26 protein-coding genes and 3 pseudogenes are annotated in these 23,853 nt (G+C 73.1%); 18 read left to right on the top strand and 11 right to left on the bottom strand.

Going from position 1 to position 23,853, the window contains the following annotated elements; all coding sequences use genetic code 11:
• Positions 1–83: 83 nt before the first annotated feature.
• Complete coding sequence (locus KYY02_RS27495) at positions 84–974, bottom strand: helix-turn-helix domain-containing protein (protein WP_371242507.1); 891 nt, start codon at positions 972–974, stop codon at positions 84–86.
• A 147-nt stretch (positions 975–1,121) separates the two neighbouring features.
• Here KYY02_RS27495 and KYY02_RS27490 point away from each other — a divergent pair, with 147 nt between their 5' ends.
• The 5 genes and pseudogenes from KYY02_RS27490 to KYY02_RS27470 all read left to right on the top strand — a co-directional run bounded on the left by KYY02_RS27490 (position 1,122) and on the right by KYY02_RS27470 (position 2,918).
• Positions 1,122–1,664: an ATP-binding protein gene (locus KYY02_RS27490; protein WP_371242505.1), complete on the top strand. Its 543-nt coding sequence runs from the start codon at positions 1,122–1,124 to the stop codon at positions 1,662–1,664.
• A gap of 65 nt (positions 1,665–1,729) precedes the next feature.
• Positions 1,730–1,987: a hypothetical protein gene (locus tag KYY02_RS27485; protein WP_371242503.1), complete on the top strand. Its 258-nt coding sequence runs from the start codon at positions 1,730–1,732 to the stop codon at positions 1,985–1,987.
• A gap of 38 nt (positions 1,988–2,025) precedes the next feature.
• Positions 2,026–2,357 (top strand): annotated as a pseudogene (locus tag KYY02_RS27480) (hypothetical protein).
• A 28-nt stretch (positions 2,358–2,385) separates the two neighbouring features.
• Positions 2,386–2,592 carry a type II toxin-antitoxin system Phd/YefM family antitoxin gene (locus KYY02_RS27475; protein WP_371242501.1) on the top strand — a complete coding sequence of 69 codons (207 nt, stop codon included), beginning with the start codon at positions 2,386–2,388 and terminating at the stop codon, positions 2,590–2,592.
• Between the two features lie 140 nt (positions 2,593–2,732).
• On the top strand, positions 2,733–2,918 hold the full coding sequence (locus tag KYY02_RS27470; protein ID WP_371242499.1) for a hypothetical protein: 186 nt from the start codon (positions 2,733–2,735) through the stop codon (positions 2,916–2,918).
• A 216-nt stretch (positions 2,919–3,134) separates the two neighbouring features.
• Here KYY02_RS27470 and KYY02_RS27465 read toward each other — a convergent pair whose 3' ends face one another.
• A complete protein-coding gene (locus KYY02_RS27465; protein WP_371242497.1) occupies positions 3,135–3,386 on the bottom strand; it encodes a hypothetical protein in 252 nt (83 codons plus the stop codon).
• Between the two features lie 137 nt (positions 3,387–3,523).
• Here KYY02_RS27465 and KYY02_RS27460 point away from each other — a divergent pair, with 137 nt between their 5' ends.
• On the top strand, positions 3,524–4,492 hold the full coding sequence (locus KYY02_RS27460; RefSeq protein WP_371242495.1) for a TIGR01777 family oxidoreductase: 969 nt from the start codon (positions 3,524–3,526) through the stop codon (positions 4,490–4,492).
• A 192-nt stretch (positions 4,493–4,684) separates the two neighbouring features.
• Here the strand turns inward: KYY02_RS27460 and KYY02_RS27455 are convergent, their stop codons facing one another.
• Positions 4,685–5,338 carry a LysM peptidoglycan-binding domain-containing protein gene (locus tag KYY02_RS27455; RefSeq protein ID WP_371242493.1) on the bottom strand — a complete coding sequence of 218 codons (654 nt, stop codon included), beginning with the start codon at positions 5,336–5,338 and terminating at the stop codon, positions 4,685–4,687.
• Positions 5,339–5,783: 445 nt separating this feature from the next.
• Positions 5,784–6,131 carry a MazG-like family protein gene (locus KYY02_RS27450; protein ID WP_371242491.1) on the bottom strand — a complete coding sequence of 116 codons (348 nt, stop codon included), beginning with the start codon at positions 6,129–6,131 and terminating at the stop codon, positions 5,784–5,786.
• Positions 6,132–6,210: 79 nt separating this feature from the next.
• Here KYY02_RS27450 and KYY02_RS27445 point away from each other — a divergent pair, with 79 nt between their 5' ends.
• Positions 6,211–7,200 (top strand): aldo/keto reductase, encoded by a 990-nt coding sequence (locus tag KYY02_RS27445; RefSeq protein ID WP_371242489.1) that lies wholly within the window; start codon positions 6,211–6,213, stop codon positions 7,198–7,200.
• A gap of 718 nt (positions 7,201–7,918) precedes the next feature.
• Positions 7,919–9,559: an alkaline phosphatase D family protein gene (locus tag KYY02_RS27435; protein WP_371242487.1), complete on the top strand. Its 1,641-nt coding sequence runs from the start codon at positions 7,919–7,921 to the stop codon at positions 9,557–9,559.
• Here the strand turns inward: KYY02_RS27435 and KYY02_RS27430 are convergent.
• On the bottom strand, positions 9,546–10,574 hold the full coding sequence (locus tag KYY02_RS27430) for a Gfo/Idh/MocA family protein (RefSeq protein ID WP_371242485.1): 1,029 nt from the start codon (positions 10,572–10,574) through the stop codon (positions 9,546–9,548). The two genes, KYY02_RS27435 and KYY02_RS27430, sit on opposite strands and share 14 nt — an antisense overlap.
• A 140-nt stretch (positions 10,575–10,714) precedes the next feature.
• Between KYY02_RS27430 and KYY02_RS27425 the strand changes: the two genes are divergently transcribed.
• The 5 genes from KYY02_RS27425 (at position 10,715) to KYY02_RS27405 (ending at position 16,688) form a co-directional block, all read left to right on the top strand.
• The gene (locus KYY02_RS27425; protein WP_371242483.1) at positions 10,715–12,073 is read left to right on the top strand and encodes a multidrug effflux MFS transporter; all 1,359 of its coding nucleotides are present in this window, start codon (positions 10,715–10,717) and stop codon (positions 12,071–12,073) included.
• Positions 12,025–13,203 (top strand): serine hydrolase domain-containing protein, encoded by a 1,179-nt coding sequence (locus tag KYY02_RS27420; protein ID WP_371242481.1) that lies wholly within the window; start codon positions 12,025–12,027, stop codon positions 13,201–13,203. Before KYY02_RS27425 ends, KYY02_RS27420 begins: the two co-directional genes overlap by 49 nt.
• A gap of 134 nt (positions 13,204–13,337) precedes the next feature.
• Positions 13,338–14,336, top strand: a complete 999-nt coding sequence (locus tag KYY02_RS27415) for a small ribosomal subunit Rsm22 family protein (protein ID WP_371242479.1) — start codon at positions 13,338–13,340, stop codon at positions 14,334–14,336.
• 317 nt (positions 14,337–14,653) lie between these two features.
• Positions 14,654–15,271 carry a TetR/AcrR family transcriptional regulator gene (locus tag KYY02_RS27410; protein ID WP_371242477.1) on the top strand — a complete coding sequence of 206 codons (618 nt, stop codon included), beginning with the start codon at positions 14,654–14,656 and terminating at the stop codon, positions 15,269–15,271.
• A gap of 679 nt (positions 15,272–15,950) precedes the next feature.
• The gene (locus KYY02_RS27405; protein WP_371242475.1) at positions 15,951–16,688 is read left to right on the top strand and encodes a bifunctional DNA primase/polymerase; all 738 of its coding nucleotides are present in this window, start codon (positions 15,951–15,953) and stop codon (positions 16,686–16,688) included.
• A 15-nt stretch (positions 16,689–16,703) separates the two neighbouring features.
• Here the strand turns inward: KYY02_RS27405 and KYY02_RS27400 are convergent, their stop codons facing one another.
• The gene (locus tag KYY02_RS27400; RefSeq protein WP_371242473.1) at positions 16,704–17,690 is read right to left on the bottom strand and encodes an SCO2278 family lipoprotein; all 987 of its coding nucleotides are present in this window, start codon (positions 17,688–17,690) and stop codon (positions 16,704–16,706) included.
• Positions 17,653–17,808 (bottom strand): annotated as a pseudogene (locus KYY02_RS27395) (iron transporter); the annotation flags it as partial. The gene KYY02_RS27400 and the pseudogene KYY02_RS27395, both read right to left, overlap by 38 nt.
• Positions 17,809–18,240: 432 nt before the next feature.
• Between KYY02_RS27395 and KYY02_RS27390 the strand changes: the two are divergent.
• On the top strand, positions 18,241–18,885 hold the full coding sequence (locus KYY02_RS27390) for a PhzF family phenazine biosynthesis protein (RefSeq protein ID WP_371242471.1): 645 nt from the start codon (positions 18,241–18,243) through the stop codon (positions 18,883–18,885).
• Between the two features lie 103 nt (positions 18,886–18,988).
• Positions 18,989–19,729, top strand: coding sequence for a Type 1 glutamine amidotransferase-like domain-containing protein (locus KYY02_RS27385; protein WP_371242469.1), 741 nt, complete (start codon positions 18,989–18,991; stop codon positions 19,727–19,729).
• A gap of 22 nt (positions 19,730–19,751) precedes the next feature.
• Here KYY02_RS27385 and KYY02_RS27380 read toward each other — a convergent pair.
• Positions 19,752–19,952, bottom strand: a pseudogene (locus KYY02_RS27380) (biliverdin-producing heme oxygenase); the annotation flags it as partial.
• Between the two features lie 113 nt (positions 19,953–20,065).
• Entirely contained in the window at positions 20,066–20,923 is an 858-nt protein-coding gene (gene map, locus KYY02_RS27375) for a type I methionyl aminopeptidase (RefSeq protein WP_371242467.1), read from the bottom strand.
• A 67-nt stretch (positions 20,924–20,990) separates the two neighbouring features.
• Between map and KYY02_RS27370 the strand changes: the two genes are divergently transcribed.
• The gene (locus KYY02_RS27370) at positions 20,991–21,221 is read left to right on the top strand and encodes a hypothetical protein (RefSeq protein ID WP_371242465.1); all 231 of its coding nucleotides are present in this window, start codon (positions 20,991–20,993) and stop codon (positions 21,219–21,221) included.
• 18 nt (positions 21,222–21,239) lie between these two features.
• Here KYY02_RS27370 and KYY02_RS27365 read toward each other — a convergent pair whose 3' ends face one another.
• On the bottom strand, positions 21,240–21,857 hold the full coding sequence (locus tag KYY02_RS27365; RefSeq protein WP_371242463.1) for a hypothetical protein: 618 nt from the start codon (positions 21,855–21,857) through the stop codon (positions 21,240–21,242).
• 140 nt (positions 21,858–21,997) lie between these two features.
• Between KYY02_RS27365 and npdG the strand changes: the two genes are divergently transcribed.
• Together npdG and KYY02_RS27355 are read left to right on the top strand one after the other, a co-directional pair.
• Positions 21,998–22,711: an NADPH-dependent F420 reductase gene (gene npdG, locus KYY02_RS27360; RefSeq protein ID WP_371242461.1), complete on the top strand. Its 714-nt coding sequence runs from the start codon at positions 21,998–22,000 to the stop codon at positions 22,709–22,711.
• 4 nt (positions 22,712–22,715) lie between these two features.
• On the top strand, positions 22,716–22,961 hold the full coding sequence (locus tag KYY02_RS27355; protein ID WP_371242459.1) for a hypothetical protein: 246 nt from the start codon (positions 22,716–22,718) through the stop codon (positions 22,959–22,961).
• Here the strand turns inward: KYY02_RS27355 and KYY02_RS27350 are convergent.
• Complete coding sequence (locus KYY02_RS27350) at positions 22,951–23,751, bottom strand: site-2 protease family protein (RefSeq protein ID WP_371242457.1); 801 nt, start codon at positions 23,749–23,751, stop codon at positions 22,951–22,953. The genes KYY02_RS27355 and KYY02_RS27350 overlap by 11 nt on opposite strands.
• Between the last annotated feature and the right edge of the window lie 102 nt (positions 23,752–23,853).

Below are 23,853 nucleotides of genomic sequence, written 5' to 3'. Positions count from 1 at the left end.
TCGCAGGTCAGCTCAGCGATACGAGACCGGGAAAACCGTAAAACGCGTCGAGACCCTCACTGAACATATCCGCTTGAAACGCCTCAAAGGTTAAACGCCAAGCTGAGAGCCTGTGATCGGATAATCCCATAGAGCGCGGCGGCCAGAACCCCTTGTTCTGGGTCGGTCTCCAGGGAGCCGATGCCTCGTGCCTCGGCGTACACGAACTTCTTGCCGTCCTTGCGTGTGACGACTGTGAACGGACCGTTCACGCCCGCGTTGTCCTCACGGTCGAGCGGCATGACCTGGATCTCGACGTTGCGCTTCTGTCCGATCAGCAGCAGATGCTCCAGCTGCCCTCGCAACACGGCCTTACCCCCGTAGGGGCGTCGAAGGAGTGACTCGTCGAGCACGAAGCTCAGGAAGGGCGCTGGCTGTCGGTCGAAGATGTCCTGCCGGGCCAATCGTGCTGCCACACGCTGTTCTGTGGTCTCTTCGTCCAGCGGGGGGCGCCTCATACCGAGCAGCCCCCTCATGTACTCCTCGGTCTGGAGCAGCCCGTTGAGGACGGGCATGCTGTACGAGACGAGCTCAACCGCCTCCTTCTCCAGCGTCGCCATCCCCTGAAAGAACACCGGATACTGAGCCCGCTCCACCTCCTCCTTCCACAGGCACAGCAGCCCGCCGGCCCCCAGCACCTCATCCGCCCGCTCGATGGTCCGGGGCGACGGAATCCTCCGCCCTTGCTCGAACGACGCGACCGTGGCCGCCGAGTACCCGATCCGGCTCCCGAACTCCGCCCGGTCCAACCCCTCCCGCAGCCGCAGCGTCTTCATGGTCTGCCCGAACGCGGCGACCACGCCCCTGCCGCCCCCGTCCTCGGGGCGGCACGCACCGCCACCGCCGTCGTCGCTCTCCCACCCGTCCCCGACGCTCACGACCGTTCCGCCGTCCCCGCCGCCCGCCAGGGCGTCCGCGCCCGTACGCTTCGTCATCGACCACCGCCTTCTCCGGCCCAACGCGCCCGCCGGGGACGTCGTCACGCCGCACGCTTCGTACTCGCGCCGACACACCGCGTACAGCGACCCACGTCGGTGCGTCACCACTGGTCACGCCACGCCACCGACGGGACCGTGGTCGGCATGACGAACAACCCCGCAGGCCTCACCGGCCCCGGCCGACTCGCCGCCCCCGCCCCTCACTTGCACAACACCCCACCCGGACCCGCGCCGGCGTCCCGCACCTTCGGGATGTGCTTCACCTCCACCCCGCGCGGAGCGCGTCTCGCCCGTCACCTCGCCGCCGTCCGCCTGGACGCCTGGGGCATCCCGTACGGCACCCACGACCACGACGCGATCGTGCTGATCGTCGCCGAACTGGCGGCGAACGCCGTGCTGCACGGCCACGTCCCCGGCCGTGACTTCCACTTCCGCCTCACGCTCCTCCCCACCGGGCCCCGCTCCACCACCGTCCGTATCGAGGTCACCGACACCCGGGGCGAACGAGTCCCGCCCCGACCGGGCGACGCCCGCCCGCAGGAGGACCCGTCCGTCACCGAAACCGGCCGGGGCCTCCTCCTCGTCACGGCGCTCGCCACCCGCTGGGACTGGCGCCCCCGGCCGCATGGTCCGGGCAAGACGGTCTGGTCGGAGTACGAGATCGCGGCCGGACGAGTGGCCTTGTGATCGCGAGTATCGGACGGGTACGTACCCGTACCCGTCCTCTGGTGGTCCAGTACGAAGGAGGCATCATGTCCGACGCCAACGTCCGCATCCCCGCCGAGGCCCGGGACAGGCTCGCCCGTATAGCTTCCTCCGAAGGCATGTCCCTGCGGGGCTACCTCTCGCACCTCGCGGAGACGCTGCTCACCCCCGAGGAGCGTGCGGAGAGGGCCGAGCAGGCCCGCGCCGCCCTGCGCGAGTGGAACGGCTACGGCCCGAGCGCGAGCGAACGGGCGGCTCTCGACGCGGAGCTGGACCGGCGGTTGGGCGAGGCGGGCGTCAGGTGACGGCCGAACCCCTGCACATCGTCCTCGACGACACCGCTATGGTCGCGGCCGGTAAGGGCGACGCGCTCGCCTCCCGGCTGATCCATCGTGCCCATACCGAGGCGGGCTGGTTCCTCTACGCCCCGGCCTGCGCCCTGGTCTCGGCCGACCGCGTACGGCCGGGCACCTCGCCGCACTCCCCGGCATCACCGTCCTGGAACTGGACCTGCCCGCCGCGCTCGCCGTGGCCCGCGGGACCTCCTGGGCCCCGGCCCACACCCGGTACGTCGCCGAGCCCACGGCGGAGCGGCCGAACGGTGCGGTCATCGCCACAACCGCACCCGAAACGTGGAAGGGCCAGTCCGTACGCCTCATCGACCTCGGTCCCTGACCGCTCGCCCCCGACAGGCACGCACCGCATGGAGACGACCGCGCGTGACTTCACCCGGAACGCCTCGAAGTACCCCGCCGCGGCCGAGCGTGGTGAGCGGATCACGGTGACCAGGAACGGGCGGCCGGTCGCCGTACTGTCGCCGGTCACGGAGGAGTCCGTACCCGATCACCCCGCGGACCCGATGGGCGACGACGACATTCCCGTGTTCCACAGCGGCTCCAGGACCTGCTGACCGGGCACGCCGCGTTTCCGGCGGGGAGGCGTTCGCCGGATGTGAGAGAACCGCGGGGCGTGGTCGGACCCTCCTCGTAAGGTGGTCCGTGATCGATTCGGATCACGGGACGACTCGGGAGACGGGGGCCGCAGCGCGTCATGAGACCCGTACTCGCCGCGCAGACACTGCGCGACACGACGGTCGAGTACCTGACGACGACGTTCGCGCTGGCCGATCCCGACACCCAGGACGTGCCGGAGGACTTCCTCCCCCCGGCCGACGGGCTCTTCCGCGGGCCGTACCTGCGCATCCGGCGGCCCTTCCGGACGGCGCAGAACGGCTGACAGCGCCACCTGGACCGGTACCCGGCCGACTTCCCGCCGCCGTACGCCCACCAGGCCGAGGCGTTCGCGAGACCGACCAGCAAGGACGGGCACCCCCCGGCCCACGCTGGTGACCACCGGCACCGGCGCGGCAAGACCGAGTCGTTCCTCATCCCTGTGCTCGACCACTGCCGACGGGCGAAGGAAGCGGGGAGGCCGGGCCCCGCCACGTCGCGCTCAGGCCACGACCAGGAGGACCGGGTGGAGCACGCCCAGGGATCCCGTGACGAGGCCGACGCCGCACTGGACCCGGTTGAGCTTCTGGCCCAGGCCGAGCAGCGCGAAGGTGACGGCGAGGCTGCCGAGGAGCAGGGGGATCGCGATGCCGAGGAGGCCGGCCGGCACGACGGCGACCAGAGCGGCCGTGCCGAGGACGAGGGAGACGGGCCCGTAGAGGGTGGCGGGGCTGTCCGCGGATCCGGCGGCCATGGTGGCTCCTCGTTCGAGGCGGTCGGCTCGTCGCCGTGCGGGTGACGGCGCCTGCACCGCCAGCATGGCACATCGGGCCAGCTATTTGAACACGTTCAAAAGGGCGGTAGGGTGGCCCCCTACGAAGGGCGGGGCTGATGAGGATCGTGATTCCCGGGGGGACCGGGCAGGTGGGAACCGTCCTGAACCGTGCGCTGAGCGCGGCCGGGCACGAGGTCGTGGTGCTGACCAGGCGGCCGGGGGCGCCGGGTGAGGTGTACTGGGACGGCAGGACGCCGGGGCCGTGGGCCGACGTGATCGACGGCAGCGACGTCGTGATCAACCTGGCCGGCCGCAGCGTGAACTGCCGCTACACCCCCGCCAACCTCCGCGCCATGATGGACTCGCGGGTGCTGTCCGCCCGGGTCGTGGGCGAGGTGATCGGCGCCGCGGCGCGCCCTCCGCGGGTCTGGCTCCAGATGAGCACCGCCACCGTCTACGCCCACCGCTTCGACGCACCCCACGACGAGGCCACCGGTGTGATCGGCGGGGCGGAGCCGGGTGTGCCGGGCTACTGGTCCCACAGCGTCGACATCGCCAAGGCCTGGGAGCGCGAACAGGAAGAGGCGGCCACCGGGCGCACCCGCAAGGTGGCCCTGCGCTCCGCCATGGTGATGAGCCCCGACCGGGGCGGGGTCTTCGACGTCCTGTCGTGGCTGGCCCGGGTCGGCCTGGGCGGGCCGGTCGGGGGCGGTGCGCAGTACGTGTCGTGGATCCACGACCACGACTTCGTCCGGGCGGTGGAGTTCCTGGTCGACCGGGACGACCTCACCGGTCCGGTGAACCTGGCGGCCCCCGAACCGCTGCCGCAGCGTGCGTTCATGCGCGACCTGCGCGAGGTGTGGCGTATGCCGGTGGGGCTGCCCGCGACACGGTGGATGGCCGAAGTGGGTGCGTTCGCGCTGCGCTCGGACACGGAGCTCCTGCTCAAGAGCCGTCGCGTCGTTCCCGGCCGGCTGCTCGAGGCGGGCTTCGGCTTCGCGTACCCGAGGTGGCCGGAGGCGGCCGGTGATCTGGCGCGGCGCCGACGGGAAGGGCGCAGGGGCGCGAGCAGTGCGCCGCACTGATCCCGCGCCCGGCCGCCGCGCCGAGACCCTGCCCGCGCCCGGCTGACGGCAGGAGGGGCAGCGGGGCCGTCCGCTGCTGTTCGTCGCCGCCGGCGGCGCCGGTGACGCACTCGCCGGTGACGCACCCGTCGTCACCCGGAAGGGCAGGGCGCGACCGGCGCCGGGCCGCTCGCCGTGACCCGGCGCGGTCCGTCACTCCTGAGCGGGCAGGGCCAAGATCGCCTCCGTCAGGCAGGCGGCGGCGTCCTCGTCCTCCGTCACGCAGATGAGGAAGGGCTCGACCAGTTCGAGGAGCGCGCTGCCGGAGACCTCCTCCAGGAGGTTGAGCCGGTCCAGCAACAGGGGTGCTCGGTCGAGCAGTCCGGGAAAGCACTCGCCGATGTCCTCGGGCGCCTGCGCTCCGGGGCAGAGCGTGCTGCCGAGCAGCTGTGGATGCTGTGTCAGGGCGCGGTCCAGGGCTTCCTGGACGGCCTGCACGCCGGTCTTCACCGCGGTGGGATCCGGGACGGCCAACTCGGTTTCGGGAAAGACCCAGTGGCCGATGTCGCTGCCGTCGCGCTCGTGGTCCCGGGCGGTCCTCTCGATGGTCCCGGCGTTGGCTCCGAAGAGGACCCACCATGTCGTCCCGTCGCCGTAGTGGTCCTCGGCGATCTCCCACAGGGTGTTCCCGCGTGCCACGGTGTGGGTCTCGTGGCGTGTCCGGTCCTTCGTGTGTCCGGCCGACGGCCTGGGCGGCCGGTCCCGGTCCTCCGTGGCCGCTGCCTGACTCGTGGCCAGCAGCATCGAGCCGGCCGCCAAGCCGCTGATGATGCTCAGAGTCAGACCGCGGCGGCGTATGTGCCGCATATCTCGCCTCCCGGATGAGCGCACACTGTGACGAACTCTCACGCTAAGTCGCATCGGGTGGCGCGGCGCGGCCACTGGGCCGATCAGTCGACGGGCCGTGCCGGCCGGGTCCGCCGGGTCCGCCGGGTCCGCCGGGCCCGGCCGGCACGGCCACGTCGTGCAGGACCGTGCTGGTGAGGCCCTGGACGGAGGGTCCGAGGGCGGCCGTGGTGCCCTGGCCGGTCCGGGTGTCCCCGTGACTGCCGGTCGAGGACGTGGACGACCGGTCCGCCCGGCGGGCTGGGATGCCGCTCGTCCGGGTCCCGGGCCCGCCCGCATGCGCCGTCGGCTTGTGGCGGTGGACGTCGAGGCGCTCGAAGCAGTCGTCCCGGGGCGCGGTGGGGGCGGGCGAGGGGCGTCTCCTTCGGGTGCGGGAAGCGCACCTTGCGTTCATCCGGTGCCGGCGTCAGGTGCCGAGCGAGCGGCGCGTGACCCGGGCCAGGTGGTCGGTGAAGACCTCGCGGGCGTCGGGGGTGAGGGTGCGCAGGGCGACCAGCGCCGTGACGGCGACGTCGCACAGCTCCGACCGGACGTCGTCCCAGGTGTGGGTGGTGCCCTTGCGCGGGTTCTGGCCGGTCGCGCCGATCACCGCCTCGGCGACCTCACCGACCTCCTCGGACAGTTTGATGATCCGCAGCAGCAGGCCCTCCCGGCCGTCGGCCGGACGGTTGGCGTCCAGCCAGCCGCACAGGTCGTCGATGGAGTCCCAGAGGCCGTCGGCCGGGGGCGGGGGCGGGGGCAGGTGGTCGCTCATGGGCGCCGAGCCTGGCACACGGCACCGACAGGCCCCGGCGCCGAGTCGGCGGCTTGCCTTCGCCCTAGTGTTCCGGGGCATGGAGACCACACGGACACTGGGACGCAGCGGTATCGAGGTCAGCGCCGTCGGGTTCGGCTGCTGGGCGATCGGCGGTGAGTGGCAGGACGCCACCGGACAGCCCCTGGGGTGGGGCAGGGTCGACGACGAGGAGTCGACGCGGGCGATCCGGCGCGCGCTCGACCTGGGGGTCACCTTCTTCGACACCGCCGACGTCTATGGAACCGGACACAGCGAGTACGTCCTCGGGCGGGCCCTCGGGCGGCGCCGGGACGAGGCCGTCGTCGCCACCAAGTGGGGCAACGTCTTCGACCCGGACTCCCGCACCCTCACCGGCGGCGACGACTCCCCGGAGCACCTGCGCCGGGCCCTGACCGACTCGCTGCGCCGCCTCGGCACGGACCACGTCGACCTGTACCAGCTCCACCTCGCCGACGCCGACCCGGAGCGGGCCGCCCGGCTGCGGGACGCCTGTGAGGAGTTGGTGGCGCAGGGGCTGATCCGGGCCTACGGATGGAGCACCGACGACCCGGCCCGTGCCGCCGTGTTCGCGAAGGGGCCGCACTGCACCGCCGTGCAGCACGCGCTCAACGTCCTCACGGACGCACCCGAGATGCTCCGGCTGTGCGAGGAGGCGGACCTCGCCTCCGTCAACCGCAGTCCGCTCGCCATGGGCCTGCTCACCGGGAAGCACTCGGGCCGGCGGACGTTGGAGGCCGGGGACATCCGCAGCCGGCCGCCCGCCTGGCTGCGGGGTTTCGGTGCCGGGTCCGGCGCCGACCCGGAGTGGCTCGCGCGCGTCGACGCGCTCCGGGACGTACTCACCAGCGACGGCCGCACCCTCGCCCAGGGCGCCCTGGCCTGGCTGTGGGCCCGGAGCCCGCGCACGGTGCCGATCCCCGGTTTCCGGTCGGTCGCCCAGGCGGAGGAGAACGCGGGGGCGCTGGAGAAGGGCGCGCTCACCGGCGCGCAGGTGGCCGAGGCCGAGCGGATCCTCACCGCCCGGTAGCGAGCCCGCCCGGTAGCGAGCCCGGTCGTTTCGCGCGGCAGCCGTTCCGCCCACCGGTGCACACCCGCGGTTCCGCGCGGGCCCGCCCCCGACCCGGTGGCGTGGAACGGCTGCCGCCTCCCCCGGACGCAGCCTGCGCAAGCCGCCCACTCCACGTGGGAAGCTTCGCTGCGGGAGGGGCGAACACGGGCCCGCTGCCGGCCGTAAGGGCGCGGACGTTCGAATCACGCCTGTGCAGGGTCGGTGCGCCGGCCGCGCTCGGCCCCGGTCCGCGTACGGCACCGTCGTCGCCAGTACGGTCGCGAACCGCACGTTCGTCTCCAGCGGCGGCTCGGCCGTGTGCCGCACCGTGCGGGCCACGCCCGCGACGTCCCCCACCGGTTCCGGAGCGGTCTCCCCGTTCGCCCGGAGCGCCCCGGACCCCCGTGCGGCCGGCGCCGCCGTCTCCTCCAGCGGCTCCTCGCGGCGCCCGGCCAGCACCACCGGCCACCCCCGCGCACCGGTTCCACCGTCACCGCGCGCCCGGTGCCGGAGCCCGCCCCGGTGACCACGGCGATCCCTGTCCGTCCGTTCGCCGGGCGTTCATGGGCCCGCAGCGTACGGGGGTCCGTCATGCGGACCTCATGCGACCGTCATGCGAATGCTGTGTACGCGTCAATGCGTGGTCGTCCCCGGCCACTCCAATTCCTCCCGCATCCATATGCCAGGGGAGGAACGGATGACATCCGAGGCCCGTCAGTCCCAGCACGCCCCCGAACTCCGCGCGGCTGCCCGCCACATCGGCCGCCGCCGGTTCCTGACCGTCACCGGCGCCGCCGCCGCGCTCGCCTTCGCGGTCGACGTGCCCGGCGCGGGCACCGCGGCCGCCGCCGAACTCGACGCCGCGCAGCTCACCGACGACCCGTTCACGCTCGGAGTCGCCTCCGGCGACCCGCTGCCCGACTCCGCCCTGCTGTGGACGCGCCTGGCTCCCGCCCCCTACCAGGCCGACGGCGGACTGCCCGCCCGACGCGTCCCCGTCGGCTGGGAACTCGCCCTGGACGAACGGTTCCGCCGCGTCGTCGGACGGGGGGAGGCCACCGCCCACCCCGAGTTCCACCACACCGTGCACGTCGAGGCCGGCCACCTCGCCCCCGGCCACGTCTACTACTACCGTTTCCGGGCCGGCCGCTTCGTCAGCCCGGTCGGCCGCACCCGCACCGCGCCCGCCACCCGCGGCAGGGCCGACGGCCTGACCTTCGGCGTGGTCTCGTGCCAGCGCTACGACCAGGGCTACTACACCGCCTACCGGCACCTCGCCGAGGAGGACGTGGACGTCGTCTTCCACCTCGGCGACTACCTCTACGAGTACGCGGTCAACGCCGTCGCCGGCTCGCGCGCCTATCCCGCGGGCACCCTGCCCGCGCTGTTCGGCCGCGAGACGGTGACGCTGGAGGACTACCGACTGCGGTACGCCCTCTACAAGTCGGACCCCGACCTGCGGGCCGCGCACGCCGCGCACCCCTTCGTCGTCACCTGGGACGACCACGAGACCGAGAACAACTACGCCGGCGACATCCCGGAGAACAACGTCCCGCCGGAGGAGTTCCTGCTGCGCCGGGCGGCCGCCTACCGGGCCTACTGGGAGAACATGCCGCTGCGGCGCCCACAGCTGCCCGAGGGCCCGGACCTGCGGCTGTACCGCCGCCTGCACTGGGGCCGGCTGGCCCAGTTCGACGTGCTCGACACCCGCCAGTACCGCTCCAACCAGGCGTACGGGGACGGCTGGCAGTACCCGGGCCCGGAGTCCGAGGACCCGGCGCGCACCCTGACCGGGGACGCCCAGGAGCGCTGGCTGCTCAACGGCTGGCACCGGTCGGACGCGGTGTGGAACGTGCTGCCCCAGCAGGTCACGTTCTCCCAGCGGTTCAACTCGGCCACGGCGCCCTCCAAGGTCTCCATGGACTCCTGGGACGGCTACCCGGCCTCCCGCGAGCGGGTGCTGGCCGGCGCGCAGGCCGCCGGTGTCGAGAACCTCATGGTCCTCACCGGCGACGTGCACGTGCACTACGGCTTCGACGTCAAGCGCGACTTCTCCGACCCGGACTCCCGGACCGTGGGCACGGAGATCGTCACGACCTCCGTCACCAGCGGCGGCAACGGCTCGGAGAAGCCCTCCGACTGGGACACCTACATGGCCGCCAACCCGCACATGAGGTTCTACAGCGGGCTCCGCGGCTACACGACGGTGTCGCTCGGCCGTGAGCTGGCGCGCGTCGACTTCAGGACGGTGCCCCACGTGACCACGCAGGGCGCGCCGCTCACGACCGCCGCCTCCTTCGTCACGGAGGTGGGGGAGCAGGGGCTCAAGCCGGCGTGACGGCCTGCCGGTCCTGCTCCGTCTCGCCGGGGTAGCGGACGCCGACGCGGTCCCGGATCGCGTCGAGCGTCCGCATCACGGCGAGGGTGCCGTCGAGCGGGACCAGCGGCGACTCGGTCTCGCCGGCCCGCAGGGCCCGCATCACCTCGGCGGCCTCGTGCTTGAGGCTGGCGCGGGGACCGTCGGCCGGGTCGGCCGTGAACTCCTCGGCGTCCCGGCCGTCCCGGTGCAGCACGAACCGCTCCGGGAAGAAGAAGCCGTACGGGATGTCGATGCGGCCCTTGGAACCGGTGATCGAGGCGGAGGTCGCCGTACCGCCCACGATGGAGCAGTGCACCGAAGCGAGAGCGCCGCTCTCCCACGAGAGCAGTGCCCCCGTCTGGAGATCGACGCTCTCCTCCGAGAGCATCGCTCGCGCCGTGATGTCCGACGGTTCCCCGAGCAGCAGGTGCGTGAACGACACCGGGTACACGCCCAGGTCCAGCAGCGCGCCCCCGCCCAGTGCCGGGTCCCGCAGCCGGTGCGACGCCGGGAACGGCCCCGCGAGACCGAAGTCCGCCTGCACATGGCGCACTTCACCGATCGCGCCGTCGTCGACCAGCGCCTTCAGCCGCCGCACCATCGGATGGCAGTACATCCACATGGCCTCCATCAGGAAGCGCCCGTTGCCCCGTGCCAGCGCGACCAGCTCCTGAGCCTCCCGCGCGTTCAGCGTGAACGGCTTCTCGCACAGCACGTTCCGCCCGGACTCCAGCATCAGCCCGGCCGCCGCGCGGTGCGCCGAGTGCGGAGTGGCGACGTAGACGACGTCGACCTCCTCGTCGAGCGCCAGGGACCGCCAGTCACCGTACGCCCGCGGTATCCCGAACCGCTCGGCGAACGCCTTCGCCGGCTCCGCCGACCGCGACGCCACCGCCACGACCTCCGCGTCCGGCATGTCGACCAGGTCCGCGGTGAACGTCGCGGCGATCCCTCCGGTCGCCAGAATGCCCCAGCGCACCTTCTGCTCCGTCATGTGTCCCACCCTGTTCGTGTCGTTCGTCACATCGTGAAGGAATGTAGGTGGAAGCGCTCCCATGACATCGCCGTCGACGCCGAGCACTCCGTACGAGCTGAGAGCATAGGGAGCCGATGGCATGAAAAGGGAGGGGCCACATGCCCGAAAGCAGGGCGTCCATATCGAACTCGGCGGCGAACCCGACAGCGAACCCAGGAGCGAGCGGGGCACCGGACAAGACCGGTCCGGACCCGACGACGGCCAAAGCGGCGCTCCGCGCGACCGCCGCCCGCCGCACCAGCCTGCTGGTCACGCTTCTCCTCGGCGGCCTCACCGCCACGCCCCCGCTGGCGATGGACATGTACCTCCCCGCGCTCCCGGAGGTCACCCGGTCCCTGCACGCGCCCGCCGCCACCGTCCAGCTCACGCTCACCGCCTGCCTGGCCGGCATGGCGCTCGGGCAGCTGGTGGTCGGCCCGATGAGCGACCGGTGGGGTCGCCGCCGGCCGCTGCTCGTCGGCCTCGCGGTCTACGTCGTCGCCACCGCGCTGTGCGCCTTCGCGCCGACCGTCGAACTCCTCGTCGCCTTCCGGCTGGCGCAGGGCCTCGCGGGCGCGGCCGGCATCGTCATCGCGCGGGCGGTCGCCCGCGACCTGTACGACGGCATGGCCATGGCCCGCTTCTTCTCCACCCTCATGCTGATCTCCGGGGTCGCGCCGATCGTGGCGCCGCTCATCGGCGGGCAGATCCTGCGGGTGACGGACTGGCGGGGCGTGTTCGTCGTCCTCACCGTCGTCGGGGCGCTGCTGACGGCCGTCGTCTGGGCGAAGCTGCCGGAGACGCTGGCGCCGGCCGACCGGCACGGCGGGGGCGTCGGCGAGGCGCTCGGCTCGATGCGCGCACTGCTCGCCGACCGGGCCTTCACCGGCTACATGCTCGTGGGCGGATTCGCCTTCGCCTCCCTCTTCGCCTATGTCGCGGCCTCCCCGTTCGTCGTGCAGGAGATCTACGGCGCCTCCCCGCAGACCTTCAGCCTGCTGTTCGGACTCAACTCGATCGGCCTGATGATCATGGGGCAGGTCAACGGCAAGGTGCTGGTCGGCCGGGTCAGTCTGGACAGGGTGCTCGGCATCGGTCTCGTCGTCGTGGTGGTCGCCGCGGTCGCGCTGCTGGTGATGTCGCTGGGTGTGTTCGGTGAGGCCGGGCTGGTGCCGGTGGCCGCCGCGCTGTTCGTGCTGATGTCCGCGATGGGCATCACCCTGCCGAACACGCAGACGCTCGCCCTGATGCGCACCAGGCACGCCGCCGGCTCCGCGTCGGCGCTGCTCGGCACGACGTCCTTCCTCATCGGGGCGATCGCCTCCCCGCTGGTCGGGATCGCCGGGGAGGACACCGCCGTCCCGATGGCCGTCGTCCAGCTGGCCGCCGCCCTGGTGGCGCTGGTCTGCTTCCTGGGAATGTGCCGTCCGTGGGGTGGACGGACGGGCGCGAAGGGCGGGAAGGGAGGGGGCGTCTGAGCGCGCCGCGGCTGCGTGAGGGCACACCGGAACGGGCCGGACTCGACGCGCGGGAACTCCGGCGCCTGGTTTGGGAGGTCCGGGCCCGCACCGGTGGCGAGCGGCCCTGGGCGGCGGGCGCCGTCGTGGTCGTCGGGCGCGGCCCGGTGCTCGCCGTGCAGGAGGCGGCGGGCTGGGCCGTGCGCTACGCGGCGTACGACGGGGAGACGGACACCCCGGTCGAGCTGCCGCCGGCCGAACGCGTCCCGATGACCGTGGACACCCCCTTCGACCTGGCGTCGCTGACCAAACTGTTCACCTCGGTGGTCGCGGTGCAGCAGATCGAACGGCGCACGCTGGGCATCGACGCGCGGGTGGGCGCGTACCTGCCGGACTTCACGGGGGCGGCGCGGCACGGGATCACCGTCCGCCAGCTGCTCACCCACACCTCCGGGCTGCGCCCCGAACTCCCGCTGTACGACTGCGCCGACGACGCGCAGCGACTGGCGCTGCTGCGCGCGGAGCGGCCCGTCGGGGCGCCCGGCGCGTACTGCTACTCCGACCTCAACATGCTGCTGCTCCAGCACGTGCTGGAGCGCGTCACCGGCCGAACGCTCGACGTCCTCGTGCACGACGGCGTCACCCGGCCGCTCGGCATGACCGCGACCGGCTTCGGTCCGTGCCCGGACGCGGCGGCGACGGAGGACCAGCGGCGGCCGTGGGCCAAGGCGGACCGGGGGATGCTGCGGGGCGAGGTGCACGACGAGAACGCCTGGGCGCTGGGCGGGGTGGCGGGCCACGCCGGGCTGTTCTCCGTCGGGCGGGACCTGGCGGTCTTCTGCCGGACCCTGCTGGCGGGTGGTTCGTACGGTCCCGCCCGTATCCTCGGTCCCGGCTTCGTGGACCTGCTGTTCACCCCGCCCGGCCTGGGCTTCGCCCTGGACCAGCCGTGGTTCATGGGCGAACTGGCGGGGCGGGGGGCCGCGGGCCATACCGGCTTCACGGGCACGTCCCTGGTCCTGGACCGGGCCACGGACACGTACGTGGTCCTCTTGGCGAACACGGTCCATCCACGTCGCCCCTCGACGCCGGACAACACGCTCAGAGCGGCGGTGGCCACGCGGGTGGCCCGTGCGGTGAGAGGAATGTGAGCACTGCTCCCGGTGGCGAGTACTGCTCTCAGCGGTGAGCGGTGCTTCCGGAGGTGAGCGGTGTTCTCGATGTGAGCGGTGCTTCCGGAGGTGAGCGGTGCTCCGCCCCCCGTTCGGCCTCGTAGAATCGCCGGGTGAACGCCCCCGCCTCCCTGCCCACCGCCGAAACGCTGCGCTCCGCCCTCGCCGGGCTGCTCGACGGGCTTCCGGCGCGGCAGGCCGCACAGGCCGTCGAGCGGCTGATCGCCACCTACCGGGGCGCCACCCCGACCGAGGCGCCGATCCTGCGGGACCGGGCCGACGTGGCCGCGTACGCCGCCTACCGGATGCCCGCGACCTTCGAGGCGGTGCGGTCCGCGCTCGAGGCGTTCGCGGACGCCGTGCCCGGATGGGCGCCCGGCGGCCACGTGGACGTCGGAGGCGGCACCGGCGCGGCGGCCTGGGCGGCGAGCGCGACCTGGGGCGGGGAGCGCCCCGTGACCGTCCTCGACTGGGCCGAGCCCGCCCTCGCCCTCGGCCGGGAACTCGCCGCCGCCCACCCCGCCCTGCGCCACACCCGATGGCACCGCTCCCGTATCGGATCGGCGCTCACCATCGAGAGCACTGATCTCGTCACCGTCTCCTACGTCCTCAACGAGCTCACCGCCCCCGACCGCGCCGCCCTTGTCGACGCCGCGGCCGCCGCCGCACAGGCCGTCGTGATCGTCGAACCAGGCACCCCCGACGGCTACGCCCGCGTCATCGAGGCCCGCGACCGCCTGGTCTCCGCCGGCTTCCACGTCGCCGCCCCCTGCCCGCACAGCGCCGCCTGCCCCATCGCCCCCGGCACGGACTGGTGCCACTTCTCCGCGAGGGTCAGCCGTTCCTCCCTGCACCGCCAGATCAAGGGCGGTTCCCTCGCCTACGAGGACGAGAAGTTCAGCTACGTCGCCGCCACCCGCCTCCCGGTCGCCCCGGCCCCCGCCCGCGTCGTCCGCAAGCCGCAGATCCGCAAGGGCCAGGTCCTCCTCGACCTGTGCGAGAAGGACCCGGCCCTGCGCCGCACCACGGTCGCCAAGCGCCACGGCGACCTGTACCGGGCCGCCCGGGACACCGACTGGGGCGACCCCTGGCCGCCGGGCGGCGACGTATGACCGGCGCCTGACCGAGCGACGTTCCCTTCCTTTCGTCCCCTTCCCCGCCGGCTCCCGCCGCTTCCCCTCCGGCCCGCGCGGCAGTTCCCGCTTCTGCGTCTGCGGGCCGAGCCCGTCCCCGGCGTGTCCGGCGTGCCCGCCGCCGCGCGGGGCCTCGCGGTCCAGGCGTCGTCGGGTGCCGCCGATGCCCAGCGTGTTTCCGGCTCCGCCCCGCGCACGGCGATCCTCTCCCGCTGACGCGAGGCGCTTCGTCCCGCTTCCGGCGGTCGCCACTGCCCGGCGAGACGCACCGTATTGTCGAGTGGTAGATTCGCCCCATGGCCCAGAACCAGCCCGCCCCCGACGCCACCCGCCGCAGCGAGCGCTCCCGGCGGGCCATCTACGACGCCGCCCTCGCCCTGGTCGTCGAGGTCGGCTACCCGAGGACCACCATCGAGGGCATCGCCTCCCGCGCCGGAGTGGGCAAGCAGACGATCTACCGGTGGTGGTCGTCGAAGGCGGACGTGCTCCTGGAGGCGTTCCTCGACATGGCCGAGCGGACGGCGGCGGCGGCCGGCCAGGCCTCGTACGCCTTCCCGGACACCGGCGACCTCGCCGCCGACCTCAAGCTCGTCCTGCGCGCCACGGTCGACGAACTGCGGGACCCCTCCTTCGAGGCTCCCTCCCGTGCGCTGGCCGCCGAGGGCGTCGTCGACGGGGAGCTCGGCCGCAGGCTCGTCACCCAGCTGCTGGAACCCCAGCTCCAGCTGTACGTCGACCGGCTGCGCTCCGCCCAGGCCGCCGGGGGCCTCCGCCCCGACGTCGACCCGCGCATCGCCCTGGAACTCTTCGTCTCCCCCCTCGCCCAGCGCTGGCTCCAGTACACGGGCCCGATCACCTACGACTACACCGACACCCTCGTCGACTACGCCCTCAACGGCCTCGCACCCCGCTGACCGGCACGGACGGCCGGCGGCCTCACCGTCCCGGCACCGTGCTCACGCCCCCGGCACCCGCGCCGGAGGCCGGGCCGGCCGCTCCGGCGCGTCCGTGATGACGCCGTTGCGGTCCAGCGACGCGGCGCGGTCGCGTCAGGGTCGCGTCGTGGAAGACCGCCGACGTGCCGTCCCGCGGCGCCCGCGTGTCGAAGTCCGGCACCCGCGCCGTACCGGGCCGGTACGCCGCCGTCGGCCCCGACATGCCGTTCCCCGGGACCTCGCGGGCCCCGCCCCGGTGGGCGGCGTGGGGGCGCGCGGCAGCGAGTCCGCCGTCGGCGGCCCGGCGCTCACTCCAGAGGGCGGTGCCGCCGTGGCCCGTGAGCGTCGGCGAGGCCACGGAAGCCGCGGCCGCCAGCCCTGTCGACGCGACACGTGCGAGCAGGAGGACCACGGTGGGTCCGTGGATCACCGCGGACCGCCCCATGACACCCGAACCGGTGCGGACGCCCCTGTCGTGCTCCCCTGCCGTGCGCCTCCGTCACCCCTCCTGCGCCGTGCGCGCCCCCTTCACCACCGCTCGTCCCGTCGGATCCCCCTTCGTCCCACCTGCGCCGATTGTGCGCTCCGGCCCCCCGACGCGCACGATCGTGGGACCATGGGGCATGCTGTGTGGCACGACGGCGAGGCGAGGGGATAGATGAGCGCGGAGTTCGACGGCCGGACCGGCCGGCAGGGCAGGCTCTCCCAGTGGCTGCGAGGACGCCGCCCGAAGCAGGCCGCCGACGAGGGCGGCCGTGAGACCCTGCTGCTCGCCGCCGCCGAAGCGGGACTGCCGCTCGCGCCCGCCGCCCACCCCGCCGTCGGATACGGCTGCTCCTGCGACCGTGTGGGCTGTCCCACCCCCGCCCGGCACCCGGTGTCGTTCGCCTGGCAGACGCAGTCCACCACCGACCGCGCCCAGATCGAGAGCTGGGCCCGCCATCAGCCGCAGGCCAACTTCATCACCGCCACCGGCATGGTGCACGACGTCCTGGACGTCCCCCTGGACGCAGGCCGCGAGGCGCTCACCCGCCTCCTCGACGCCGGCACCGAGGTCGGCCCCGTCGCCGAGAGCGACGACGGCCGCATGCTGTTCTTCACCCTCACCCGCGGCACCCCCGAGGACGAGGACGAGTGGTGGCCGTGCGAGCTGGACTGCCACCCGGAGACCATGGACGAGCACCCCGGCCTGCGCTGGCACTGCCGCGGTTCCTACGTCCTGGTCCCGCCCGCCCGTCTTCCCGGCGACGACGACCAGTCGGTGCACTGGGTACGCGGCCCCGAGCATCCCCTCCCGGACCCGCTGAGCCTGCTGGAGGTCCTCACCGACTCCTGCGCCCGCCACGTCGGCGGACAGTCCGATCACGCGGGCGCGGCCTGGCCCCTGCGCCACTGACGGGCGGGTCCGCCGCTACTCCCCTTGTGCCGACGTCAGCCCCTGGAGCCGCCCCAGGATCCCCACCTCGCCGTCGGCCGGATCTAGCGCCACCCCGTTGGAGACGAACTCCATCGTCAGCGACTGCCGTATCTCCCCGGTCGTCAGCGCCAGCACGTCCCTGTTCGGCGTCGGCACCGACGCCCCTGCCGCGGCGGTCCGCTTCTCGAAGTGGCGGGTGGCGAAGAACACCAGCGCCCCGCCGTCCTCCGTGCGCAGCGCCAGCGGCGCGTAGTCGCCGTCGGTCAGCGGCTCGTCGATGTACTGCGTGGCCAGCCCCGGCCGCGACGACTTCTTCCCGCGCTGCGCCCGCCACCCGCTGGTGTACGGTCCGTCGGCGAAGGCGTCCCCGCCGTCCTTCAGATACGTGACGTAGTGGTTGCTCAACTCGCCCGGCTTCACAGCCAGTTCGGTCGAGTTCGCGGGTACGGCCTCGGCCCACCCGTCCTTGTCGGTCCTGAACTCCGGTATGTCGTCCGGGGCGACCAGCGTCAGATACGCCGCTTCCCAGGTCTCGTCCAGCCCGTTCCGGGTGAACACCAGCAGCCAGCGCGACTCGCCGCCCTTGTTGCCGGCCGCGTCGGCGAGGAACCAGCGCGGCCAGCCGGCCTTCTTCGGGATGGTGAACTTCGCGTCCGTCAGCTCCAGCGGCGTGTGCGAGGCGTTGCCCTGTGGGCTGTTGGCCCGCCCGGCCTTCAGCCGCGCCCCGTCGATGTCGGCGAGGGCACCGGCGGTGTGGTCGGCGTCCAGGGAACTGTCGTACGCCTTGTCGGCCTTGTTGTACGCGGCCGTGAACTCCTCGAGTACCTCGGCGGCTTCGGCGCGGGTGGTGGCCGGGAGCACCTCGCGCTCACCGTGCACCACCACGCAGCCGCTCGCCGTGACCGCCAGAGCGATCACGAGCACGCACGAGTCGAGCCTGCGGTGCCTGCGGAGCCTTCGAAGGCCGAGATCCCTGCTCATCCGGTTCCTTCACCTTCCCCTTCCCGGAGGCGAACCCTACCGGGGTGGGGAGCGGCGCGAGCGCCGGGACCGGATCCAGCGGCCTCACCGTGACCCGGCGGACGGCCGGGCCGGGCCGTCGTGCTCCGGGCGGTCAAGGAGGTCACGGCGCACTGCGCGGTCACGGGAGAGCACCCGCGGACCGCCTTCGGCGACCCGGCGCCCACGCCGTCCAGGTCGCCGGGCGGCCGGCGCCGGCGGACCGGGCGGCACGACGCCGTGGGGACGAGCTCAGCTCCATGCTCAGGAGGGCAGGGGACGTCGCCGGTCCGTGACCGGTCGAGGTGCCCTCCGTCACGGCCGGTGCACGGGCTCCGGTGCGGCTTCCCTCCGTTTGAGCGCCGGAGTCGGTGATGCCGATCCCGCCGGACGAGTGCCGACGGGTCGTCAAGGAACGCCGGTAGGACGGCCTCCCCGCCCCACGACGACGCCCACTCCCGCCTGGCCCGTCCCCGGTCGCCCTTGTGACCTGGCACGACCTCGCGGCTCGCGCGGTGCTTGAATGCCGTCCGTGACTGACTACGACGTGCTGCGCGTCTTCTGCGGACCTCGCGGCGGGTACGGCAACGAACTGGGTGTCGTGCGCGAGGGTTCGGTGATGCCCGAGCGGGAGGACCGGCAGGCGTTCGCCGCCGAACTCGGCTTCAGCGAGACCGTGTTCGTCGACGACCCGGAGCGCGGGGTGATCGACATCTACACCCCCACCCTGCGCCTGCCCTTCGCCGGCCATCCCTGCGTCGGTACGGCCTGGCTGCTGGACGTGCCCGAGCTGGTCGTGCCGGCCGGGGTGGTGGGTGCCCGGCAGGACGGGGAGTTCTGCTGGATCGAGGCGCGGGCGGAGTGGGCGCCGCCGCGCACCCTGCGCCAGTACGCGAGCGCCGCCGAGGTGGACGACCTGCCCGTGCCGCCGAAGGGGGAGTGGATCTACGCCTGGGCCTGGCTGGACGAGCCGGCCGGCCGGATCCGGGCCCGCGCCTTCCCCGGCCGGGACGACGGCATCGACGAGGACGAGGCGACGGGCGCCGCGGCCCTTCTCCTCACCGACCGCCTGGGCCGCGCCCTGAACATCACCCAGGGCACGGGCTCCCAGATCCTCACCGCCCCCCAGCCGGAGGGCTGGACGGAGATCGGCGGCCGGGTCCATCTGGAACGCTGACGGCCGTCGGCCCGACCGTGCGGGACACGCTCCCGTGCGTCCCGTCCGCAGGGGAACCCGAGGCGGCCGGGCCCGTCAGCACGCCACCGGTACGATCAGGGCCATGACGGCACCGGAACCGACCATCCTCGCGACCTCCGGCGGACATCGTGTCGGGGGACGGACCAGGGTCGTGTTCGACGCCCTGGTGCACCACGCGGTCGACCTCTCCGGGGTGCACGGCCGACGCCCGCGCATCATGTACGTCGGTACCGCCGTCGGGGACGCCGAGCACTTCACGGCCCGTATGACCGAGGCCGCGCGGGTGGCGGGATTCGACCTGACGCCGCTGCACCTGTTCCCCATGCCCAATGTCGACGACGTCGAGGGCACGGTCCTCGACCACGACGTGGTCTGGGTCATGGGAGGCTCGGTGGTCAATCTGCTGGCGGTGTGGAGGGCGCACGGCCTGGACCGTGTCATGCACCGCGCCTGGCAGGCCGGCGTCGTGCTGAGCGGGGTCAGCGCGGGCTCCCTCTGCTGGTTCCGGGGAGGCGCGACCGACTCGTTCGGGCCGGAGCTGCGTCCGGTCACGGACGCGCTCGGTTTCCTGCCGTACGGCAACGGCGTGCACTACGACTCGGACGAGGGCCGGCGCCCGTTGATCCACCGGCTGGTGGCGGACGGCACCCTGCCCGCCGCGCACTGCACGGATGACGGAGTCGGTCTGGTGTACCGGGGGACGGAACTGGTGGAGGCGGTGACGGAAATCCCCGGCAAGGGCGCCTACCTGGTCGAGAACGTCGGAGGCAGGGCGGTGGAGGAGCGCATCGAACCCCGCGGCCTCGCTCTCTCCGGGCGGTGACCGGGTCGTTCGGGCGGCAGGGTCACGCCGGCAGCGGGAACTCCTCGTCCAAGGCCCGGAAGAGGTCCGTGTGCAGGACGAACGCCCGCTTGCACTCGCTCACGACGCGCTGCCTCTCCAGATCGTCCACCGGGACCGCGTCCAGGAGTTCGCGGTAACCCCGCTTGAAGGCCGTCGGGTCGGGGATCTCCTCGAGGACGTGGAAGCGGACGCCGTCGCCCTTTCCGACGGGGCGTCGGTAACCTCCCACTCCGTCACGGCACGGGAGAAGCCCGCCCCTCCGGAACTCCTCCGGAAAGGGGCGGGCCGGGAGCAAGGGGGGGGACGGGAGAAGCGTTACGGCAGCGTCAGGATGTCCGCGCCCGTGTCCGTCACCACCAGCGTGTGCTCGAACTGGGCCGTGCGCCTGCGGTCCTTCGTCACGACCGTCCATCCGTCGTCCCACATGTCGTACTCGTGGGTCCCCAGCGTCAGCATCGGCTCGATGGTGAAGGTCATCCCCGGCTGCATCACCGTCGTCGCGTGCGGACTGTCGTAATGCGGAATGATCAGGCCCGAGTGGAAGGACGAGTTGATGCCGTGGCCCGTGAAGTCACGGACCACGCCGTAGCCGAAGCGCCTGGCGTACGACTCGATCACCCGGCCGATGATGTTGATCTGCCGGCCCGGCTTGACCGCCTTGATCGCGCGGTTGAGGGACTCCCGGGTGCGCTCCACCAGCAGGCGGCTCTCCTCGTCCACCTCCCCGACCAGGTACGTGGCGTTGTTGTCGCCGTGCACCCCGCCGATGTACGCCGTCACGTCCAGGTTGACGATGTCGCCGTCGCGCAGCACCGTCGAGTCCGGGATGCCGTGGCAGATGACCTCGTTGACCGACGTGCACAGCGACTTGGGGAAGCCGCGGTAGCCGAGCGTCGACGGGTAGGCGCCGTGGTCGCACATGTACTCGTGCGCCACCCGGTCCAGTTCGTCCGTCGTCACGCCGGGAGCGATCAGCTTCGCGGCCTCCTCCATCGCCCGCGCGGCGATCCGGCCGGCGGTCCGCATCGCCTCGACCGTCTCGGGCGTCTGCACCTCCGGACCGGTGTACGGAGCCGGGGCGGGCTTGCCGACGTACTCGGGACGACGGATGTTCCCGGGCACGGAACGGGTGGGGGACAGCTCCCCAGGGACGAGCAGCGACTGGCCAGACATGCCGGCGAGTCTAGTTCAGCGGCGACGGGGGACCATCCTCCTGGTGAGACGGCGAGAGGAGACGGTCATGCCCCTGTTCAAGAAGCGGACGGTCGGAAAGCCGGGCGAGTGGTACTACTGCCTGGAGCACCAGAAGGTCGAGGAGGGCCCCGAGTGCCCGGCCAAGGATCGCTTCGGCCCGTACACGAGCCGTACCGAGGCCGAGCACGCCATGGAGACGGCCCGCGAGCGCAACCTCCAGTGGGAGAACGACCCCAGATGGCACGACGCCCCCGCGGACGGGCGGGACGAGGACTGACCGCACCGCTGCGGGCCGCTACCAGCGCGTCGGCGGCGGGGCGGTCAGCAGGTCGGCCAGCCGTGACAGACGGTCCCGGAAGCGGCGGGGGCCCCGGCGGGCCGGCAGGACGTTCTCCCCGGCCGCCGCGCTGACCAGGTGCTGCACGGTGTCCAGGTCCGGCTCGGAGCCGTCGGGCACGGGCAGGATCTCGTGGGCCATCGCGGGCAGCTCGCCCTCGCCGGGGCCCAGCGACAGCACCGTCGCCCCGGCCCGGCGGGCGTCGCACACCCGCTCCAGGAGCGGGGCGGCCGCCTCCCCGGCCGTCTCCCCGGACGGCGCCACCACCAGCAGCGTCTCACCCCGCCGCGCCGCCTCCAGCCGCCCCAGGCCCACCGCCAGGTGCGCGGGGTCCGAGGGGCGCGCGTCGTGCCGTACGAGGGTGGGGGCCAGCTCCGGAGTGCCCGACCAGGCGGCCTCGTCCGCCAGGTGCGCCGCCAGGTGCCAGGGCTCGTACTCCGGCGTGCCCACGAGCAGCAGCCCGCCGCCGTGCGAGACCACCGACCCGCGCAGGGTCCCCGCGAAGTGCCGGGTGGTGCCCAGCCACTCCGTCCCGGCGAGCACTTCCCGCAGCAGCGCGACCCGTACGGCGTCCATGCGGCCGCATCCTTCCCCAGCCGAGCCCCCGCGTCCCGGTGTTCGAACCGGATTCGCCCGAACCGGGGACACGGCCCCGGGGCGCGTGACAGGGCTCACGCCCGCCGGACGCGGTGCCGCCACGGACGTAAGGTCGGTCCATGACCTCCAGTGACAGCGCACAGCAGCCCGCGAAGGCCCCCGCCAAGGACCCCTGGGACCTGCCCGACGTCTCCGGGCTCGTCGTCGGCGTGCTCGGCGGCACCGGTCCCCAGGGCAAGGGCCTTGCGTACCGGCTCGCCAAGGCCGGCCAGAAGGTGATCATCGGCTCCCGCGCCGCCGAGCGGGCGCAGGCCGCCGCCGAGGAGCTCGGGCACGGCGTCGAGGGCGCCGACAACGCCGGGACCGCCCGCCGCAGCGACATCGTGATCGTCGCCGTGCCCTGGGACGGCCACGGCGAGACGCTCGGGTCCCTCCGGGAGGAACTGGCCGGCAAGCTCGTCGTGGACTGCGTCAACCCGCTCGGCTTCGACAAGCAGGGCGCCTACGCGCTCAGGCCCGAGGAGGGCAGCGCCGCCCAGCAGGCCGCCGCGCTGCTCCCGGACTCCCGGGTCACCGCCGCCTTCCACCACCTGTCGGCCGTGCTGCTCCAGGACCCAAAGATCGACGAGATCGACACCGATGTGATGGTGCTCGGCGAGGTCCGCGCCGACGTCGAGATCGTGCAGGCGCTGGCCGGGCGCATCCCCGGCATGCGGGGCGTCTTCGCCGGGCGGCTGCGCAACGCCCACCAGGTGGAGTCGCTGGTCGCCAACCTGATCTCCGTCAACCGCCGCTACAAGGCGCACGCCGGGCTCCGCGTCACGGACGTATGAGGCGATGGGGGACACTGGACGCCGTAGCAGTGTCCCCCGACAGGAGCCTCCGACCATGCCCCGCCTCTCCCTCTACGCCCTCGCCGTCTGCCTCCTCGCCGTCGCCGCGGCCGTCGTCTCCTTCGTCCGGGGCAGCGTGCTCATCGGCGTCGTCTGGGTGCTGCTGGCGGGACTGTCGTCCAACATGACCTGGTACTACCTGCGGCGCGGGCGGGCGGCGAGGCGGGACGGCGGCCCGGTCACGGGCTGACCGCGCAGAAGCCGTCCTCACCGCGCCAGAAGCGGAACAGCTCGTAACCGCAGTACGTGTCGAACTCGTGGATGCCGAGCGCTCCGAGCAGCGAGTCGACCACGTCGAAGAACGCACCGTTCACCGACGGCACCCACAGCAGCGCGAACACGAACAGCAGACCGAACGGGGCGAACGGCTCCACCTGCCGCCGGACGCCGTGCGACAGCCAGGGCTCGATCACGCCGTAGCCGTCGAGTCCCGGCACCGGCAGGAAGTTCAGGATCGCGGCCGTCACCTGGAGCAGCGCCAGGAACGCCAGCGCGAACCGGAAGCCGGCCGGTACGCCGTCCAGCGCGTCCAGCCAGAACGGCGCCGTGCACACGATCGCGAACAGCACGTTCGTCAGCGGGCCGGCCGCCGAGATCAGGCTGTGCCGCCGGCGCCCCCGGATCCGCCCGCGCTCGATGAACACGGCGCCGCCCGGCAGACCGATCCCGCCCATGATCACGAAGACGACCGGGAGCACGATGCTCAGCAGGGCGTGCGTGTACTTCATCGGATTCAGCGTGAGATAGCCCTTCGCGCCCACCGATATGTCGCCGCTGTGCAGGGCGGTGCGCGCGTGCGCGTACTCGTGCAGGCACAGGGAGACGATCCAGGCGGCCGTCACGAACAGGAACACGGCGACCCCGGAACGCTCCGCGAACCCGGTCCAGGTGGCCCACCCGGTGACCGCCGTCACGGCCAGGATGCCCAGGAAGACCGGGCTGATCCTCCGGTCGCTGTGACGGGTGGCGGCGGTGGTCATGGGGCTCCTCAGACGGTCGGGCGCACGCGGGGACTGCCCGACGGTACCGGGCGCACCCGGAAAACGTCTCGCGCCGGCGGCCGGTTCCGCGCAGGGTGGGGA

It is taken from the genome of Streptomyces pimonensis (assembly GCF_041380215.1).
GTDB classification, from domain to species: Bacteria; Actinomycetota; Actinomycetes; order Streptomycetales; family Streptomycetaceae; genus Streptomyces; species Streptomyces pimonensis.
Note: the sequence above shows the minus strand (reverse complement) of the source record. Positions and strands in the feature narration are given on the sequence as shown.

Excerpts from the sequence above, each read along its gene's own strand:
- KYY02_RS27495 (WP_371242507.1), bottom strand. The coding sequence starts at position 974 with ATGACGAAGCGTACGGGCGCGGACGCCCTGGCGGGCGGCGGGGACGGC.
- KYY02_RS27490 (WP_371242505.1), top strand. The coding sequence starts at position 1,122 with ATGACGAACAACCCCGCAGGCCTCACCGGCCCCGGCCGACTCGCCGCC.
- KYY02_RS27485 (WP_371242503.1), top strand. The coding sequence starts at position 1,730 with ATGTCCGACGCCAACGTCCGCATCCCCGCCGAGGCCCGGGACAGGCTC.
- KYY02_RS27475 (WP_371242501.1), top strand. The coding sequence starts at position 2,386 with ATGGAGACGACCGCGCGTGACTTCACCCGGAACGCCTCGAAGTACCCC.
- KYY02_RS27470 (WP_371242499.1), top strand. The coding sequence starts at position 2,733 with ATGAGACCCGTACTCGCCGCGCAGACACTGCGCGACACGACGGTCGAG.
- KYY02_RS27465 (WP_371242497.1), bottom strand. The coding sequence starts at position 3,386 with ATGGCCGCCGGATCCGCGGACAGCCCCGCCACCCTCTACGGGCCCGTC.
- KYY02_RS27460 (WP_371242495.1), top strand. The coding sequence starts at position 3,524 with ATGAGGATCGTGATTCCCGGGGGGACCGGGCAGGTGGGAACCGTCCTG.
- KYY02_RS27455 (WP_371242493.1), bottom strand. The coding sequence starts at position 5,338 with ATGCGGCACATACGCCGCCGCGGTCTGACTCTGAGCATCATCAGCGGC.
- KYY02_RS27450 (WP_371242491.1), bottom strand. The coding sequence starts at position 6,131 with ATGAGCGACCACCTGCCCCCGCCCCCGCCCCCGGCCGACGGCCTCTGG.
- KYY02_RS27445 (WP_371242489.1), top strand. The coding sequence starts at position 6,211 with ATGGAGACCACACGGACACTGGGACGCAGCGGTATCGAGGTCAGCGCC.
- KYY02_RS27435 (WP_371242487.1), top strand. The coding sequence starts at position 7,919 with ATGACATCCGAGGCCCGTCAGTCCCAGCACGCCCCCGAACTCCGCGCG.
- KYY02_RS27430 (WP_371242485.1), bottom strand. The coding sequence starts at position 10,574 with ATGACGGAGCAGAAGGTGCGCTGGGGCATTCTGGCGACCGGAGGGATC.
- KYY02_RS27425 (WP_371242483.1), top strand. The coding sequence starts at position 10,715 with ATGCCCGAAAGCAGGGCGTCCATATCGAACTCGGCGGCGAACCCGACA.
- KYY02_RS27410 (WP_371242477.1), top strand. The coding sequence starts at position 14,654 with ATGGCCCAGAACCAGCCCGCCCCCGACGCCACCCGCCGCAGCGAGCGC.
- KYY02_RS27405 (WP_371242475.1), top strand. The coding sequence starts at position 15,951 with ATGAGCGCGGAGTTCGACGGCCGGACCGGCCGGCAGGGCAGGCTCTCC.
- KYY02_RS27400 (WP_371242473.1), bottom strand. The coding sequence starts at position 17,690 with ATGAGCAGGGATCTCGGCCTTCGAAGGCTCCGCAGGCACCGCAGGCTC.
- KYY02_RS27385 (WP_371242469.1), top strand. The coding sequence starts at position 18,989 with ATGACGGCACCGGAACCGACCATCCTCGCGACCTCCGGCGGACATCGT.
- map (WP_371242467.1), bottom strand. The coding sequence starts at position 20,923 with ATGTCTGGCCAGTCGCTGCTCGTCCCTGGGGAGCTGTCCCCCACCCGT.
- KYY02_RS27370 (WP_371242465.1), top strand. The coding sequence starts at position 20,991 with ATGCCCCTGTTCAAGAAGCGGACGGTCGGAAAGCCGGGCGAGTGGTAC.
- KYY02_RS27365 (WP_371242463.1), bottom strand. The coding sequence starts at position 21,857 with ATGGACGCCGTACGGGTCGCGCTGCTGCGGGAAGTGCTCGCCGGGACG.
- npdG (WP_371242461.1), top strand. The coding sequence starts at position 21,998 with ATGACCTCCAGTGACAGCGCACAGCAGCCCGCGAAGGCCCCCGCCAAG.
- KYY02_RS27355 (WP_371242459.1), top strand. The coding sequence starts at position 22,716 with ATGGGGGACACTGGACGCCGTAGCAGTGTCCCCCGACAGGAGCCTCCG.
- KYY02_RS27350 (WP_371242457.1), bottom strand. The coding sequence starts at position 23,751 with ATGACCACCGCCGCCACCCGTCACAGCGACCGGAGGATCAGCCCGGTC.